Annotated in this window: 11 protein-coding genes; 6 read left to right on the top strand and 5 right to left on the bottom strand. The window is 72.7% G+C overall.

Annotation, left to right across the window (positions count from 1 at the left end; genetic code table 11):
• Positions 1-147: 147 nt before the first annotated feature.
• Both ACQP09_RS12180 and ACQP09_RS12175 read right to left on the bottom strand, forming a co-directional pair.
• Positions 148-1,623 carry an LCP family protein gene (locus ACQP09_RS12180; RefSeq protein WP_433398351.1) on the bottom strand — a complete coding sequence of 492 codons (1,476 nt, stop codon included), beginning with the start codon at positions 1,621-1,623 and terminating at the stop codon, positions 148-150.
• A 175-nt stretch (positions 1,624-1,798) separates the two neighbouring features.
• Positions 1,799-2,551, bottom strand: coding sequence for a TIGR03089 family protein (locus ACQP09_RS12175; RefSeq protein WP_433398349.1), 753 nt, complete (start codon positions 2,549-2,551; stop codon positions 1,799-1,801).
• Between the two features lie 137 nt (positions 2,552-2,688).
• On the opposite strand from ACQP09_RS12175, the gene ACQP09_RS12170 reads away from it, so the two are divergent.
• The 3 genes from ACQP09_RS12170 (at position 2,689) to ACQP09_RS12160 (ending at position 6,537) form a co-directional block, all read left to right on the top strand.
• Positions 2,689-4,239, top strand: coding sequence for a peptidoglycan recognition protein family protein (locus ACQP09_RS12170; protein WP_433398348.1), 1,551 nt, complete (start codon positions 2,689-2,691; stop codon positions 4,237-4,239).
• 80 nt (positions 4,240-4,319) lie between these two features.
• Positions 4,320-5,411: a sugar phosphate nucleotidyltransferase gene (locus ACQP09_RS12165; protein ID WP_433398346.1), complete on the top strand. Its 1,092-nt coding sequence runs from the start codon at positions 4,320-4,322 to the stop codon at positions 5,409-5,411.
• A 64-nt stretch (positions 5,412-5,475) separates the two neighbouring features.
• Complete coding sequence (locus ACQP09_RS12160) at positions 5,476-6,537, top strand: DNA-3-methyladenine glycosylase family protein (protein WP_433398344.1); 1,062 nt, start codon at positions 5,476-5,478, stop codon at positions 6,535-6,537.
• A gap of 355 nt (positions 6,538-6,892) precedes the next feature.
• Here the strand turns inward: ACQP09_RS12160 and ACQP09_RS12155 are convergent, their stop codons facing one another.
• The 3 genes from ACQP09_RS12155 to ACQP09_RS12145 are packed head-to-tail and all read right to left on the bottom strand — an operon-like array spanning position 6,893 to position 9,718.
• Positions 6,893-8,251, bottom strand: coding sequence for a coenzyme F420-0:L-glutamate ligase (locus ACQP09_RS12155; RefSeq protein WP_433398343.1), 1,359 nt, complete (start codon positions 8,249-8,251; stop codon positions 6,893-6,895).
• Entirely contained in the window at positions 8,248-9,204 is a 957-nt protein-coding gene (gene cofD, locus ACQP09_RS12150) for a 2-phospho-L-lactate transferase (protein ID WP_433398341.1), read from the bottom strand. The genes ACQP09_RS12155 and cofD overlap by 4 nt, the downstream gene beginning before the upstream one ends.
• A 13-nt stretch (positions 9,205-9,217) precedes the next feature.
• On the bottom strand, positions 9,218-9,718 hold the full coding sequence (locus ACQP09_RS12145; protein ID WP_237326213.1) for a cysteine dioxygenase: 501 nt from the start codon (positions 9,716-9,718) through the stop codon (positions 9,218-9,220).
• Positions 9,719-10,414: 696 nt separating this feature from the next.
• Here ACQP09_RS12145 and ACQP09_RS12140 point away from each other — a divergent pair.
• The 3 genes from ACQP09_RS12140 (at position 10,415) to ACQP09_RS12130 (ending at position 16,494) form a co-directional block, all read left to right on the top strand.
• Complete coding sequence (locus tag ACQP09_RS12140) at positions 10,415-10,678, top strand: WhiB family transcriptional regulator (RefSeq protein ID WP_014046372.1); 264 nt, start codon at positions 10,415-10,417, stop codon at positions 10,676-10,678.
• A 375-nt stretch (positions 10,679-11,053) separates the two neighbouring features.
• Positions 11,054-14,950, top strand: coding sequence for a glycosyltransferase (locus ACQP09_RS12135; RefSeq protein ID WP_433398339.1), 3,897 nt, complete (start codon positions 11,054-11,056; stop codon positions 14,948-14,950).
• Positions 14,947-16,494, top strand: coding sequence for a DUF5719 family protein (locus ACQP09_RS12130; RefSeq protein ID WP_433398337.1), 1,548 nt, complete (start codon positions 14,947-14,949; stop codon positions 16,492-16,494). The genes ACQP09_RS12135 and ACQP09_RS12130 overlap by 4 nt, the downstream gene beginning before the upstream one ends.
• Positions 16,495-16,514: the final 20 nt, after the last annotated feature.

Below are 16,514 nucleotides of genomic sequence, written 5' to 3'. Positions count from 1 at the left end.
CACGACCTGAAGGCCGGAAACACCGGATCGCGTCACACTATCCGCCCGGTTCGTGAAGGAGCGACGTGCGTGACCCACACCACGCCCCTTACAACCGGTCATTCTTCCCATTGAGTGCTGATTGCCTTCTATGTCTTGGTGATTGCTTTACTGCTCACACAGGTCGTCCGCGGCGCTCGAACCCGAATAGGTGGGGGTGGGGGTCGGGCTTTCGGAGCCGGATCCGGCGTCGTCCGGCTTCTCGTCCTGGTCCTGAGCCTTCTCCTTTTCCTTCTCCTCGAGCTCGTCCGCCGGAACCACCGCCACGGGCTTGTCCTCGCGCAGCTGCTTGAAGAGTTCGCTCGCGTCCGGTTCGACGAGTTCGTCCCGGTTCGTGTTCTGGCGGTACGGCTGCCGGGGCACGGTCAGGAACTGCACCTGGTCGGTCGGCACGTCCCGCATGCTCCGCACCAGGTCGTACAGGTCCCGCAGCGAATCGAGACCCGAGTCGGTCGTCAGCGACTTGGTCGCCGCGTCCAGGACCGGGTAGAGCCGCGTCGGGTTGAGCAGGACGCCGTTGCTCTGCATCTTGTTGACCAGGGCGCCGAGGAACCTCTGCTGGCGCTCCATCCGTTCGGTGTCGCTGCCGTCGCCGAGGGTCTTGCGCGCCCGTACGTAACCGAGCGCCTCCTCGCCGTTGAGCGTCTGGCGTCCGGCCGGGAGCTCCAGACGTGCGTCCTTGTCGTCGATCGGCTCCTTGAGGCAGATCTGGACGCCGTCCACGGCGTCGACCATGTCCTTGAAGCCGTTGAAGTCGACGACCATGTGGTGGTCGATCCGGATGCCGGTCAGCCGCTCCACCGTACGGATCGTGCAGGCGGTGCCGCCGAGCTCGAACGCCGAGTTGAACTGGGTGAACTGCTCCCGGGTCTCCTTGTCGTCCCCGGTGCGGCACTTGGGGACCTCCACCATCAGGTCGCGGGGGATCGACACCGCGGTCGCGCTCTTCCGGTCCGCCGCGAGGTGCAGCAGGATCGTGGTGTCGGAGCGCTGGCTGCCGCCGTCGTCGCGGCCGTACTTCTTGTTGTCGCCGGACCGGCTGTCCGACCCGATGAGCAGGATGTTCTGGGCGTCCATGGCGACCGGGGTGGGCCGCTCCTTCTCGTACACCTTCAGCTCGGCGGCGGCGCTGGTGTCCGTGGTGATGTTGCCGTCGAGCTTCTTGTACAGCCACCAGCCCGCGCCGGCGGAGACCAGCACGAGGAACGAGGCGCCGAGCGCGGCCCACCGCAGCCAGGGCCGCTTACGTCGGGAGGCGCTGCCGTCCTTGGGATGGTCGGCCCAGGTCTGGACGCCGGTGCCGACGGGTCCAGCTCCGGCGGAGGCCTCTTCGCCTCCGCCGGAGGGCTTGGCCTTGTCCTGAGGGGCGTCGGCCTTGCCCGCGTCGTCCTCGTCACCGGAGTCCTGAGACGCGTCGGCGTCCGTGGCCTCGCCCGGAGGAGCAGCGGATCCGGACCCGGACCCGGGCTCGCCCTTGGAGTCCGTGGCGCCCGGCTCCTCCTGCGACCTGCCCTGCGGCGTCTCCCCGGCCGGGTGGTCCGGGTCGGCCGGCGTGCCAGCACTGTCGGTCACGTCTGCGTCCATCCTTCACGGTCGGCGGCGCGATGGGCCGCCGGTCGCAGGAGTAGACGGCTGAACCTCACGCTTGGTTGTGCACTACGGGAGAGTGGTCTGTACCGCCGATCATCTACCCCCGTCGTCGATCGTTACCGGGGGCTCGGCCCGCTGTGGGCCGGACGAGTGCACCTCAGCGCGCTTGTCATACCGCCGTGTTGGTGACCCGCTCGCTCTCGACCCGCTTCGCCAGCCCTTCCGCGCCGAGCTGTCCGAGGTGGCGGCAGAGGACCACGGACCCGCCGGAGGCCAGCGGCGCGAAGAGACCGGTGCTCAGTCCCTCCCAGGTGTCGTACGTGTGCCCGGACAGCAGCCGCGATCCCGGTACGAGCCCGAGGGCCTCGGCGTCCTCGCGGGCCTTCGCGACGAGTTGCGCACCGGTCAGCTCGACCCCGCCCACGGCCAGCGCGGGAGCCTCCGGGTCCACCGGTGCGAAGGGCGCGAAGCGGTCGCCCTGGCTCGGCACCTCCACCGCGTAGTCCGCGAAGCCCTCGGGCGGCTGCGGGAACCGGCCACCCAGCGGGCGCAGGGCCAGCGCGACCCGCTCACCGCGGCAGGCCCGGGCCCGCTCCAGCGTGTCCGGGCCGCTGACCACGAGGTCGGCGGCGGCCGGGTCGCCCTGGACCTCCGCGACGACCCCGACCGAGGAGCAGGCGAGCAGCCAGACCGCGGACTGCCAGTGCGCGGGCAGGAGCAGGGCGAGCCGGTCACCGGGCTCGGCGGCCAGGTCGCCCTGGAGCAGGTTGGCGGTCTTGGCCACCCAATTGGCGAAGGTGGCCACCGAGAGTTCGACGCGCTCTCCGGTGGCGTCGTCGTAGAAGGTGACCAGGGGGCGGGCCGGGTCCGCGGCGAGGGCGGATCGCAGCAGGTCGGCGGCGGTGCGGTCGCTGGAGTTCATCCGCGCAAGAGTACGCGGGGACGCGGTGTTGGGCGGGCTGAACGGGTGTCACGTACACCGGTTCGGCAGACACGGCATCAGATGCGGCACTCCGTACCGGTAGCCGGACTTGTCTGCTTATGGCCAGGATCGTGCGTATGCGTGCACTAGTGGTCACCTCAGTCGGCGTCACCTGCGCAGCGGCCCTCACTCTGCCGCTCGCCACCCCCGCCGCCTCCGCCCCCGCTCCCCACTCCGCCTCGGCCCGGCCTCCCTCCATGTCCCCGGAGGCACCGGGTGCGGGCCCGCCCTCGGCGCAGGTCGAAGCGACCACAACCGAAGCGACCACAACCGAAGCGGCCACCAGGGAAGCCCCCGCCCCCGACACCTCCCAAGCCGAACCTCTCAAGGCCGAGTCCGCGGCCGAACCGGCCGGCTCGACCCAGTCCCTGCCCCTGGCTCCCCTCGCCACCCCCTCCGACCGCGTCGCGGGAGCACCGGCGGCCCAAGGCCTGCCCCAGCGCGACGCCCGCCCGTTCTCCCTGGTCGGCGTGGTCTGGGACGACGCCGAGGCCGAACTGCACGGCACGGTCCAGGTCCGGACCCGCGCCACCGGCACCACCCGCTGGTCCGACTGGCAGGACGTCGAGACGCACAACGCCGAGCACGCCGCCGACCTCGGCAGCGCCGAACGCGAAGGGCGTACGGTGCGGGGCGCGACGGCTCCGCTCTGGGTCGGCGACTCGGACGGCGTGGAGGTACGCGTACGTCCGGAGGCCCCGGACCCGCAGGACCGCGCCGCCACCTCCGTACCGCTGCCGGAAGGCATGCGCCTGGAGCTCGTCGACCCCGGCGAGGGCCCGGGCGATGACCGGGCCCCGGAGCCCGCCCGAGGCGCCCCCGCAGGCCGTGCGGCGGCCGTCCCCGCCGGCTTCGCCGACACCCCGGCGACCACCGCCGCCCTGCCGGAGGTCCTCACCGCCGAGACCGCCGCGGCCTCGGCGGTCAACGCGGAGCTCGCCGAGCTCGGCGCCACCGTCATCCCGGCCCTCTCCCGGGCCCAGACGCTGGAGTCGGTGGAGCTGGCCCCGGGCGCGAAGCCGTACATCGGTCCGCGGCCGGGCATCGTCACCCGCAAGGGCTGGGGCGCCGACGAGAAGCTGCGCGAGAAGAACTTCGCGTACACGAAGACCGTCAAGGCGGCCTTCGTGCACCACAGCGCGACCGGGAACAACTACACCTGCAAGCAGGCCCCTTCGGTGCTGCGCAGCATCTACCGCTACCACGTCAAGAGCAGCGGCTGGCGCGACTTCGGGTACAACTTCGCCGTCGACAAGTGCGGAAACATCTACGAGGGCCGGGCCGGCGGTGTCACCAAGGCGGTCCTCGGAGCACACACCCTGGGCTTCAACAGCAACACCATGGGCATCGCGGTCCTCGGCTCGTACGCCTCCACCAACCCGCCCGCCGCCGCCGTCACGGCCGTCTCCAAGCTCACGGCCTGGAAGCTCGGCCTGTTCGGCGGAAACCCGAAGGGCAAGGTGACGCTCGTCTCCGGCGGCAGCAACAAGTACAAGGCGGGCGTGAAGGTCAAGATGAACGTCATCTCGGGCCATCGGGACGGGTTCGCAACCGAATGTCCCGGAGCGCGTCTTTACAAGAAGCTCGGCACGGCCCGGACCAGCTCCGCGAAACTGCAGGGCCGCTGACCGGTGCATGTCGGACCGGTCTGCTTAGACTGGCCAGCCATATCCAGGCCAGGCCACCAGCAGGAAGCAGAGACGGTGCTGTGACAGAGGCAAAAGAAGCGATCCTCCTGGTCGGTGGCAAAGGCACCCGGCTGCGGCCGCTCACGGTGCACACCCCGAAGCCGATGGTCCCGGCGGCGGGCGTCCCCTTCCTGACCCACCAGCTGGCGCGGGCCAGGGCGGCCGGGGTGGAGCACATCGTGCTCGCCACGTCCTACCTGGCCGAGGTCTTCGAGCCGTACTTCGGCGACGGCTCCTCGCTCGGTCTGCACATCGAGTACGTCACCGAGCAGGAGCCGCTCGGCACCGGCGGAGCCATACGCAACGTCGCGGCCAAGCTGTCCTCCGGCCCCGACGAACCGGTCCTGATCTTCAACGGCGACATCCTCACCGGGCTCGACATCCGGGCCCTGGTCGCCACGCACAACGGTTCCGGAGCGGACGTCTCGCTCCATCTGACCCGGGTGGAGGACCCGCGCGCCTTCGGTCTCGTCCCGACGGACGGGACGGGCCGGGTCACGGCCTTCCTGGAGAAGCCGCAGACGCCCGAGGAGATCGTCACCGACCAGATCAACGCCGGTGCGTACATCTTCCGGCGCTCGGTCATCGACACCATCCCCGAGGGCCGCCCGGTCTCCGTCGAGCGCGAGACCTTCCCCGGACTGCTCGCCTCCGGAGCCCACCTCCAGGGCATGGTCGACTCCACCTACTGGCTGGACCTCGGCACCCCGCAGGCCTTCGTACGCGGCTCCGCCGACCTGGTCCTGGGCCGCGCCCCGTCCCCGGCGGTCCCGGGCCGCTGCGGCGACCGCCTGGTCCTGGAGACGGCCACGGTGGCCGCCGACGCCAAGCTCACCGGCGGCACGGTGATCGGCGCCGACGCGGTGATCGGCGCGGGCGCGCGGATCGACGGTTCCACGGTCCTGGCCGGAGCGGTGGTCGAGGCGGGCGCGGTCGTCACGGACTCGTTCGTCGGGGCCGGCGCGCGGATCGGCAGCCGTACGGTGCTGAGCGGCGCGGTCATCGGGGACGGCGCCCAGGTCGGCGCGGACAACGAGCTGCGCGACGGGGTACGGATCTGGTGCGGGTCGGTCCTGCCGGACGCCGCGATCCGCTTCTCCTCGGACCAGTAGCCCGGCTCGGCCCCGTACGCTCATAAGCGCACTTCCCGCACCACGAACACCCGAGGCCCCACCCGTGGCAGGACGATTCGCCCCCCGCACCGCACGCCCGCCGCTGCCCTACCAGGCGGCGCCGGTGCGCTCGGCTGCCGTGGCGCGGGGGGCTGCGGCGCGGCCCTCGGCCGGCTCGCCGGGCCCGGCCGTCGCCACGTCCTCGCCCTCCGATCCGCCCCTGACCCGTGAGTGGACGCCGCCGGGCCCGCTGGACCTGCGCCTGGTGCTGAGCCCGCTGCGCCGGGGGCCGGCCGACCCGACGTTCCGGATGACGGCGGCCGGCGAGTTCTGGCGGGCCACGCGCACGCCGGAGGGGCCCGGCACGCTGCGGGTGACCGCGCGCGGGGACCGTGTGCGGGCCGAGGCGTGGGGCCCGGGCGCGGAGTGGCTGCTGGCCGGCCTTCCCGCGCTCCTGGGCGCCGACGACGACCCGGACGCCTTCGTCCCGCACCACCGCCTGCTCGCGGCGACCCGGCACCGGCGCCCGGGCCTGCGGCTGCTGCGCACGGGCCTGGTCATGGAGTCGCTGATCCCCTCCATCCTGGAACAGAAGGTCACCACGGACGAGGCGTACCGCGCCTGGCGCCTCCTGCTCCGCCGCTACGGCACTCCCGCCCCCGGCCCGACGGCCCCACTCGGCCTCCACGTCATGCCGGACGCCCGCACCTGGGCGATGATCCCGTCCTGGGAGTGGCACAAGGCAGGCGTCGACACCAAGCGCTCGTCGACCATCCTTCGGGCGGTACGGGTGGCCGGCCGGCTGGAGGAGGCGTCATCGATGCCCTTCCCCGAGGCCAAGGCCCGCCTGGAACTGATCCCCGGCATCGGCCCCTGGACCTCCGCCGAAACCCTCCAGCGCTCCAACGGCGCCCCCGACGCGGTGACGGTCGGCGACTACCACCTCCCCGGCATCGTGGGCCACGCCCTGGCGGACAACCGCCACGCGACCGACGAGGAGATGCTGACGCTCCTGACCCCGTACGAGGGCCAACGCCACCGGGCAACACGCCTGATCCTGCTGTCGGGCCGCATCCCGGAGCGCAGGGGCCCGAGGATGACACCGGGAAACATCGCGGCACTGTAGAACCTGGTCACCCCGGGCCCCTCGGCCCCTTCAGCCCTTCCGGCGCTTGAGGAGCGAGCCCCGAAACCCAGCCTGTTCCGGCTGCCCCCGTCCAGCCCTTCCGACCCTGCTGCCCTTCCTCTGCTTCCCCCTGCTCCCCTTGCCCCGGCTTCCCCGCTTCCCCCTCCGCCCCGTTCAGCCCCTCCGGCGTTTGAGGAGCGGGGTCCGGGGCGGAGCCCCGAAAGCCTCAGCCCGTCCGGCGCTTGAGGACAAGGGGGCCCGGGGCAGAGCCCCGGTTTCGGGAAGGGGCGGGTAGGGGAAAGGCCCCGCGCAGCGGCCCCACCGCAACCGCACCCCCCCGGCCCCCCGCCCCACCTCACCGCACGGTGAGAAAATCCTCCGCCGCCCGAACACTCCGCTCCCGAGCCACCCCCACCCCATGCCCCACAGCCACCGCCCCCAACGGATCCCACGAGGCCGGCAGCGCGAGCACCTCCCGCACCACCTCACGACAGAACATCGTCGAGGACACCCAGGCCGACCCCAACCGCTCACCGGCCAACGCCACCAGGAAGTTCTGCACCCCCGCCCCCGCCGCGACCACGAACATCTCGCGCTCCGCCGTGTCCCGCCGCTCGTCCCCGTACGTATGGGACCCGTCCATCACCAGGCACGGCACCGCCAGATACGGCGCGTTGCGCAGCACATCCCCGCGCCGCACCCGCTTCGCGATCGACTCCTCGCTCTTGCCGTCGCGCCGCAGATCCGCGATCCAGGCATCCCGCATCGCATCCAGCAGTCGCGTCCGCGACTCGGCGGACTCCAGCAGCACGAACCGCCACGGCGTCGTGTGATGCGGCGCGGGCGCGGTCACCGCCGCAGCCACCGCCCGCCGCACGGCCCCCGGATCCACCGGCTCGTCGCTGAACTCGCGCACCGTACGCCGCAGGGTCACCGCCTCGCGCACCGCCTCCGACGTTCCGAGCCGGAACATGTCATCGGCCGCACTCCGTACGAGCGCACGAGCACCGGGCTCGTCGTCCCCGCCGGGCGCCACGACATGCGGCAGCCCCCGCACCACCGCCACCGGCAGCCCCGCCGCCTTGCCCTTGACCAGGTCCCCGGCGGCGGCCAGCTCGTCCGCCGTCGCCACGACCGTCGCGCTGAGCGGATTGCCGTACGCGTCCGTCCCGCCGCGCAGATCGTCCAGCACCCGCACCCCCGCCGCACCGATCGCCACATCGGTCAGCCCGTTGCGCCAGGGCCGGCCGAAGGTGTCCGTGACGACGACGCCGACCTCGACGCCGAGGGTGTCCCGCACCCCGTCCCGGACGGCCCGCGCGGAGGCGTCGGGGTCCTCGGGGAGCAGGAGCACGGTCCCGGCCGGAGTGTTGGAGGCGTCGACCCCGGCGGCGGCCATCACCAGCCCCTGCCGGTTCTCCACGATCCGCAGGGCACCGCGCCGCGCCACGACCCGTACGGTCTCGGCGTCGATGGCGGCCTCACGGTCCTCCGCCTGCACGATCCGGCCCTCGGCCTTGGAGACGATCTTCGAGGTGACGAGGAGGACGTCACCGTCGACGAGCCCCGGCTCGGCCGCGGCGATCAGCTTGGCGAGATCGTCGCCGGCCCGCACTTCGGGAATCCCGTCCAGCGCCCAGACCCGAAAAGAGGGAGCCCCACCGTCCCCACCGTCCCCACCGTCCCCACCGCCCGCGCCGGAAGAACCGCTCACGCCCGCACCTCCCCGGCCAGCTCCAGCGCCCGCCGGGCCATCTCGGCCGTCGTGTCCACGTCCGTCATCATCAGCGGCACCGCCCGGCACCGGATGCCCGCCGCCTCGACCTCGTCGACCGCACCGGCGTCCACCGTGTCGACCAGCCACCCGTCCAGCAGCCCCGACCCGTAGTGCTGGGCCACGGCGGCCGCCGTCGACTCGACGCCGACGGCCGCGAGCACCTTGTCCGCCATCCCGCGCACGGGCGCGTCGCCGACGATGGGGGAGAGGCCGACGACCGGCACCCCGGCCTCGGCGATCGCCTCCCGGATGCCGGGCACGGCGAGGATCGTCCCGATCGACACCACCGGGTTCGACGGCGGGAAGACGATGACGTCGGCGGCGCCGATCGCCTCCAGCACACCCGGTGCCGGCTTCGCCTGCTCCGCGCCGACCGGCACGATCGCCTGCGCCGCGACGGAGGCGCGCAGCTTCACCCAGTACTCCTGGAAGTGGATGGCCTTGCTCTCGCCGTCCGTCTCGACGGCGACATGCGTCTCGACCCGGTCGTCCGACATCGGCAGCAGCCGAACGCCCGGCTGCCAGCGGGCGCAGAGCGCCTCGGTGACCGCGCTGAGCGGATAGCCCGCGCCGAGCATCTGCGTACGGACGATGTGGGTCGCGAAGTCGCGGTCACCGAGACCGAACCACCCCGGCCCCACCCCGTACGCCGCGAGCTCCTCCTTGACCTGGAAGGTCTCGTCGGTCCGCCCCCAGCCCTGCTCCTCGTTGATGCCACCGCCGAGGGTGTACATCACGGTGTCGAGGTCGGGGCAGACCTTCAGCCCGAACAGATGGATGTCATCACCCGTGTTGCCGATGACCGTGATGTCCGCGTCGGGCGCGGCCTGCTTGAGGCCACGCAGAAAACGAGCACCACCGATACCGCCGGCCAGAACAACAATGCGCATGCACAGCAGTTTGTCAGGCGGGTACGACATCCACGGCCGTCGGGGCGCATTGCGCGGCGTGCATCGGCATCTCGGTCAGACCCGGGTAGTAGATGTGCAGGCTGACGGCCGGTTCGAGCGAGTCGTTGACCACTTCGTGGACGTATCCGGGGGCGAAGGCGCGCTGCGCTCCGGCACCGAGCGCCTGATGGCCACGCTCGGTGTGCTCGGTCAACTCGCCTTCGAGGACCGTGAGTACACCGGCGGAGCGGCCGTGGTCGTGGCGCCCGCTGCCCTGTCCGGGCACCCAGCTGAGCAGCCAGACCTCGTAGCCGGGGCCCGTCTGGAGGCGGTGGTACCAGCGGGTGGTGGTGTCGTACCGGACGAGTCCGGCCCAGCGCGAGCGGTCGGCCGCGATGGAGCGGGCGAGGCCGACGAACTCGGAGACGGTGGAGGGATGCTCGCGGGCGGGCTGCAGGAGGTGCTGGACCTCAAGGATGTCGCCGGCGATCTGAAGGTCGCTGTCGCTGTTCATGGGGTGCGGTGGTTCCTCGGCATGGGGGGTGCACGTGCGGGGAGTCGCGTGAAGCGTCGGCAGCCGCGGCTGCGGAGAAGAAGAGCCGCGGGGAAGCCGGAGAAACGGGGGAGAGCTGAAATCAGAGCTGGAGCACTACGGCATCAACAGCTGTGACAGCTGGAACAGCAACAGCGGGCCTGGACAGCGCTGCGGAACCCACGGACGTGGGTGACGTGCATCGCTGGGATCGCTGACATGAGATCTAGGAGACCGGCTCCATCGCTCCCTGTCAACTCGATGCCCGATATGGGGGCAATGTTTCACCCCTTCCGGTTGTCGCGCGAGCAGAAAGGTTTGCTCACCGCTAATGCGGGAGACATGGCGCATCACCCGTCTCTCCAAACGTGGTTGTGGGTCCGTGATCTGACTGTGATCTTGATCGCTACAGTGATCGAATCGCAACGCAAGGGCACCCCTGATCGTCTTGACCGGGGGGAGGCGCGATGGAGTGGGGCCCGTGGCATATGTCAGGTTTTTGGTGATTTGAACACTTTCTGCATACGCTTGGTTCCGCAGAGTGAATCCCTGGGCCAATAGCAGATCCTCGCTTGACTGCCTCGGAGATACACACTTGTAATTTCACTCGTGTCGTTCGGCCGTGACCAGTCAGTAGCGGCCGCATCGCGGGACGCAAGAAACAGACGAGGGGCGCACATGACCGAGCTGTTCCAGCAACTGCTGGTCGAGGACGCGGATGAGGAACTCGGCTGGCAGGAGCGCGCACTGTGCGCCCAGACCGATCCCGAGTCCTTCTTTCCCGAGAAGGGCGGATCCACCCGCGAGGCCAAGAAGGTCTGTCTCGCCTGTGAGGTGCGGTCGGAGTGCCTCGAGTACGCGCTGGCCAACGACGAACGCTTCGGCATCTGGGGCGGGCTTTCCGAACGGGAACGACGGCGCCTGAAGAAGGCAGCGATCTGAGCGCCCCGACAAGGCTCTGAGCGCCCCGACAAGGCCATCGATCCAGGCGCCTCTCCCGGCCCGGCCCCGGCAGCCCTTTCCCGAGCAGGGCTCCTCAAGGACCACACCCCGACGGCCCGCCGCCCACCACTCCCTCCCCGGGGAGCGGGCGACGGGCCGTCGGCATGTCCGGCTCATCCGCGTACCGCCCACGGAACGCCCGCGCACCCGCCCGCGCACCAGGGGGCCTTCACCCGCTCCGGGCCACCCCCGCGGATCCGTACCGTTAGTGTGGGGCCCCGTCCGAGATGCGCCAACGCCCCGCCGGGGCGCGCGTGTACACCGATGCAGCCCCCGGGGATACGCCCCGGACCCGGCCGGAGGGCCCGTACCTCGATGTCCGTGCACAGCCACTCGGCGGCGCCGAACGCGGCCGCCGCCGCCCCAGAGTTCCCCCGGCACGTCGTCACCGCCGTGCTCGTCTCCCACGACGGCGCCCGCTGGCTGCCCGACGTGCTGGCCGGGCTGCTCGGGCAGGAACGCCCCGTACAGAACGTCGTCGCCGCCGACACCGGCAGCGCCGACGACTCCGCCCGGCTGGTCACCGAGGCGCTCGGCGGCGACCGCGTCCTGCACCTCGCCCGCCGTACGAGCTTCGGCACCGCCGTCGACGAGGCGGTCCGCACAGCGGGCCCGCTGACCCCCGACGACCTGCCGTACCTCAAGCGCCCCGGCGGCTGGGACCCGGCCACCCGGGCCTGGGTGGACGAGAACTACGACCTGCCCGAGCTGCCGCACGGCGAACCGGTCCAGTGGCTCTGGCTGCTCCACGACGACTGCGCCCCCGAGCCCGACGCGCTCGCCGAGATGCTGCGCGTCGTCGACACCGACCGGTACGCCACCATCGTCGGGCCCAAGCTGCGCGGCTGGTACGACCGCAAGCAGCTCCTCGAAGTCGGCGTCTCCATCGCCAACAGCGGCCGCCGCTGGACCGGCCTGGACCGCCGCGAGCAGGACCAGGGCCAGCACGACCAGGTCCGCACCGTCCTCTCCGTCTCCTCCGCCGGCATGCTCATCCGCCGCGACGTCTACGAGGAGCTCGGCGGCTTCGACCGCAACCTCCCGCTGATGCGCGACGACGTCGACCTGTGCTGGCGCGCCCACCTCGCCGGCCACCGCGTCCTCGTCGCCCCGGACGCCGTCCTGCGCCACGCCGAGGCCTCCGCCCGCGAGCGCCGCCCCATCGACTGCGCCGGCCGCTCGGTCGCCGGCCCGCACCGCGTCGACAAGGCGGGCGCGGCCTACACGATGCTCGTCAACGCGCGCGGCAAGGCCCTGCCCTGGGTCCTGCTCCGGCTCGTCGTCGGCACCCTCCTCCGGACCCTCGCCTACCTCGTCGGCAAGGTCCCCGGCCAGGCGCTCGACGAGGTCACCGGCCTCCTCGGCACCCTGCTCCGGCCCGGCCGCGTCCTCGCCGCCCGCCGCGACCGCGGAAAGGGCACGGTCGACGCGGCCGAACTGCGCGCGCTCTTCCCGCCGCCGGGCGCCACCGTCCGCGCCACCGTCGAACAGGTCGCGGGCAACTTCGGCAACAAGGGCGAGGCCGAGTCGAGCGGTTCACGGCACGGAGCCGTCGAGTCCGGCCCCGGCGGCGACGACGCCGACTTCCTGGAGGTCGACCAGTTCGCGCGGCTCAAGAGAATCGGCCGCAAACCCGGCCCGGTCCTCTTCGCCCTGCTGCTCCTGGTGTCCCTCATCGCCTGCCGCAACCTGCTCACCGGCGGCTCCCTGGCAGGCGGCGCGCTGCTGCCCGCCCCCGCGGAGGCCGGCGAGCTGTGGGGCCGGTACGCGGACGCCTGGCACACGATCTCCACCGGCTCCACCGCGACCGCCCCGCCCTACCTCGCGCTCCTCGCCGCCCTGTCGGCCCTCTTCCTCGGCTCCACCGGCCTCGCCGTCGCCGCCCTGCTGGTCTGCTCGGTCCCGCTGGCCGGCCTCACCGCGTACTTCGCCTCCCGCCCGCTGCTCCCCTCGCGGCTGCTGCGGGCCTGGGCGAGCGTCGCGTACGCCTTCCTGCCCGCCGCGACCGGCGCCCTGGCCACCGGCCGCCTCGGCACCGCCGTCCTGCTCGTGCTGCTCCCGCTGATCGCCCGCGCGGCCGTCGCCGCCCACGGGTTCCGCGACGGCACCGACCCGGACGCGCCGCGCGGCAGCTGGCGCGCGACCTGGGCGTACGCGCTGCTCCTCACGATCACCACCGCGTTCACCCCGATCGTCTGGCCGCTCGCCGTGGTCCTAGGCCTCGGCGTGTTGGCGCTGCGCCGCCGTGACATCACGGCGTACGGACTCCGCTTCCTCGCCGCCGTCGGCACCCCGATGCTGGCGCTGGCCCCCTGGTCGCTCACGCTCCTCACCGACCCGTCCGCGTTCCTGCGCGAAGCGGGCCTGGACATCGGTACGGGGACGGCTTCGGCGTACGACCTGCTCGGCATCAGCCCCGGCGGCCCGAAGGCGGCCGGCAGCTTCCTGCTGCTCGGCATCGTGCTGGCGGCGCTCGCGGCCCTGCTGCGCGGCGAGCGGCAGTTCGCCGTCCGGGCCGCCTGGGCCACCGCGCTCACCGGCCTGCTCTTCGCGGCGCTCGCCAACGGCTCGACCTGGGCCGGGCCCGCCACCCTCGTCTACGGCGCCGCGCTGATCGCCGCCGCACTCGTCGGCGCGGACGGCGCCCGGGTCCGGGTCGCCGAGCAGAGCTTCGGCTGGCGTCAGCCCGTCGCCGCCCTGATCGCCCTGGTCGCCGGGCTCGCCCCGGTGCTCGCCGCCTTCGGCTGGATGTTCGGCGGCGCGGACGGCCCGCTGGAGCGCCGCGACCCCGTACAAGTGCCCGCGTTCGTGGCCGAGGAGAGCTCGACCCAGGACCAGGCGCGCACCCTGGTCCTCGGCGGGACCTCGCCCGGCTCCGTCTCGTACAGCCTGGTCCGCGGCTCCGGCGCGCGCCTCGGCGACGGCGAACTGACCGAGGCGGCGGGCTCCAACAGCCACCTCGACAAGGTCGTCGCCAACCTGGTCGCGGGCTCCGGCGCTGACCAGGGCGGCCAGCTCGGCAACTTCGCCGTCCGCTACGTCCTCGTACGCGACGGAGCACCGCGCCAGATGAGCCGCGTCCTGGACACGACCCCGGGCCTCAGCCGCCTCAGCCAGCTCGACGGCAGCGCCCTGTGGCGGGTGGACCGCCAGGTCGCCCGCGTGATGGTGGTCCCGGCCGGCGGTGAGGGCGAGCGCCTTCCGGTCGGCTCCGGGCCGGTCGAGGCGCACTCCGAGATCCCGGCCGGCGACGAGGGCCGCATCCTGCGGATCGCCGACGAGGCCGCGCCCGGCTGGCAGGCCACGGTCGACGGCCGGGCACTGACCCCCGTGACCGTCGACGGCTGGGCCCAGGGCTTCGAACTGCCCGCGGGCGGCGGCCGCCTGGACCTCACGTACGACGCTCCCTTCACGCACACCGTCTGGCTCTGGGCGCAGGGCGCGCTCGCCGTGGTCCTGGTGGTCATGGCCCTGCCGGGCCGCCGCCGGGAGATCGACGACGACCTGCCGGAAGAGGCGCTCGCGGTCGCCGCGGCCGACGCGGACGGCGACGGCCGCCGGGCCCGCAGGCTCCGCGCGGCGGCCGAGGCGGAGGCGGCGGCAGCCGAGACGCCGGAGGAGGGCCACCCGGCGGACGAGGCCGGTCCGGGCCCGGGTGCGGGTGCGGGTCCGGGTCCGGGGGAGTACGTCCCGGATTCGGGTCCGGGGGAGTACATCCCGGAGCAGCAGAGCGGCGGGTACGACCCGCAGGAGACCACGGCCGGCTACCCGCCGCTCCCGCAGCAGAGTTACGGGGAGTGGGACGGGCAGCAGTACCAGGACGCGGGCCGGCAGTCGGCCGACGCCTACCAGCAGGGCGAGTACGCCACGTACCAGCAGGACCCGTACACCCAGCAGGACACCACCGGCTACTCCGCCACCGGCTCCGGCTACCAGGACCCGTACGGACAGCAGCAGTACGGCGGCCCCGGCCCGTACGACCAGCACGGTCAGCAGACCCAGCAAGGCCAGCACGCTCAGTACGACCCGTACGGGCAGTACACCGGCGAGCAGCCCTCGTACGACACCGGCGAGCAGCCCCCGTACGCCGATCCTGCCCAGAACCCCGCCCAGAACCCGGCCCAGCGCCCCGCCGGGAACGGCGAGCACCCCGACACCCCGGGCCAGGCCCCCTGGCAGACCCGTAACGCATCGCGAGGCGAGTCCGAGTGAAGTCCACCCAGCTGTCCCTGATCGCGGGCGCCGTCGCCCTGGCCGCCCTCACCGGCTTCGCCTCGCTCAACGCGCCCGGAGGCCCGGCCGCCGAAGAGACCGCGAGCGCCTCCTCGCTGCCGGTCGAACGCTCCAGCCTGGTCTGCCCGGCACCCAGCACCTCCGACCTGGCGGAGACGAGGTACACCTCGTTCACCCCGCCGGGGAAGCCGGGCGGAGGTGAGGGCGCGAAGGACAGCGCCGAGCTGAAGCCGGCCCTGGCGGCCCTCGACGACGAGATCGAGACCGACCCGAAGAAGGCGAAGAAGGCCGAGGAGGCCGCTAAGAAGGCGAAGGCCAAGGCCGACAAGCCGGTGCTCGCCGTGAAGGAGCCCGGAAAGCCGGTCCTCGCCGACGCGAACGGCTCCGCCGCCCCGGCCCTCGTCGGCACGGCCACCGGAACCCTGGCGCCCGGCTGGGCCGCCCAGCAGACGACCACGGTCACCGCGGGCGGCGCGCGGGGCGTCCTCGGGGTCAGCTGCACCGCGCCGGACACCGACTTCTGGTTCCCGGGCGCCAGCACCGCGCGCTCGCGCCAGGACTACATCCACCTCACCAACCCGGACGACGGCGCGGCCGTGGCCGACGTCGAGCTGTTCGGCGCCAAGGGCGCGGTCAGCTCCGAGGTCGGCGACGGCATCACCGTGCCCGGCCGCTCCAGCGTCGCGCTCCTGCTCTCCACGCTCACCGACGAGTCCGTCAACGACCTCACGGCCCATGTCACCACCCGCTCCGGCCGGGTCGGCGCGGTCCTGCTGACCGCCGACGACGGCTCGGGCACCGACTGGCTCACGGCGGCCGCCGACCCCTCCGGCACGCTGGTGATGCCCGGCATCCCGGCCGACGCCACCTCCGTACAGCTGGTGGCGTTCGCTCCCGGCGAGAGCGACGCGGACGTGAAGATCCAGCTGATGGGGAAGAACACGACGTTCGCCCCGGCGGGGAACGACACCCTCCACATCAAGTCCGGGATGACCGCCACGGTCGACCTGAAGGACATCACCCGGGGCGAACCGGGCTCGCTCCGCCTCACCCCGGTGGAGAAGAACCGAGCGACCCCGATCGTCGCCGCCCTCCAGGTGGTCCGGGGCACCGGCGCCAAACAGGAGTACGCCTACATCCCGGCCACCGGACCGGTCGGCGCCCGGGCGAGCGTCACCGACAACCGGGCCAAGGGCTCCACGCTCTCCCTGGCGGCACCCGGCGCGGACGCCGAGGTGAAGGTGACCACGTCGGCGGGGAGCGGAGGCGGCGAGGCGGCCGTGCAGACGTACACGGTCAAGGCCGGCACGACGATGGCCGTCACCCCGAAGCCCCCGGCCGGCCTCAAGGGCACGTACGCGCTGACGGTGGAGACGGTCTCGGGCGGCCCGGTCCACGCGTCACGCGCGCTGGTCCTCCCGGAGGACGGCGTACAGATGTTCACGGTCCAGACGCTGCCGGACGACGGCGGCACGGTGGTGGTGCCGTCGGCGCGCCAGGACCTGTCGGTACTGGACGACTGAGGCGTACGGCAGCCCGTGAA

The sequence above is a fragment of the Streptomyces sp. CA-146814 genome, from assembly GCF_050942385.1.
Classification (GTDB): domain Bacteria; phylum Actinomycetota; class Actinomycetes; order Streptomycetales; family Streptomycetaceae; genus Streptomyces.
Note: the sequence above shows the minus strand (reverse complement) of the source record. Positions and strands in the feature narration are given on the sequence as shown.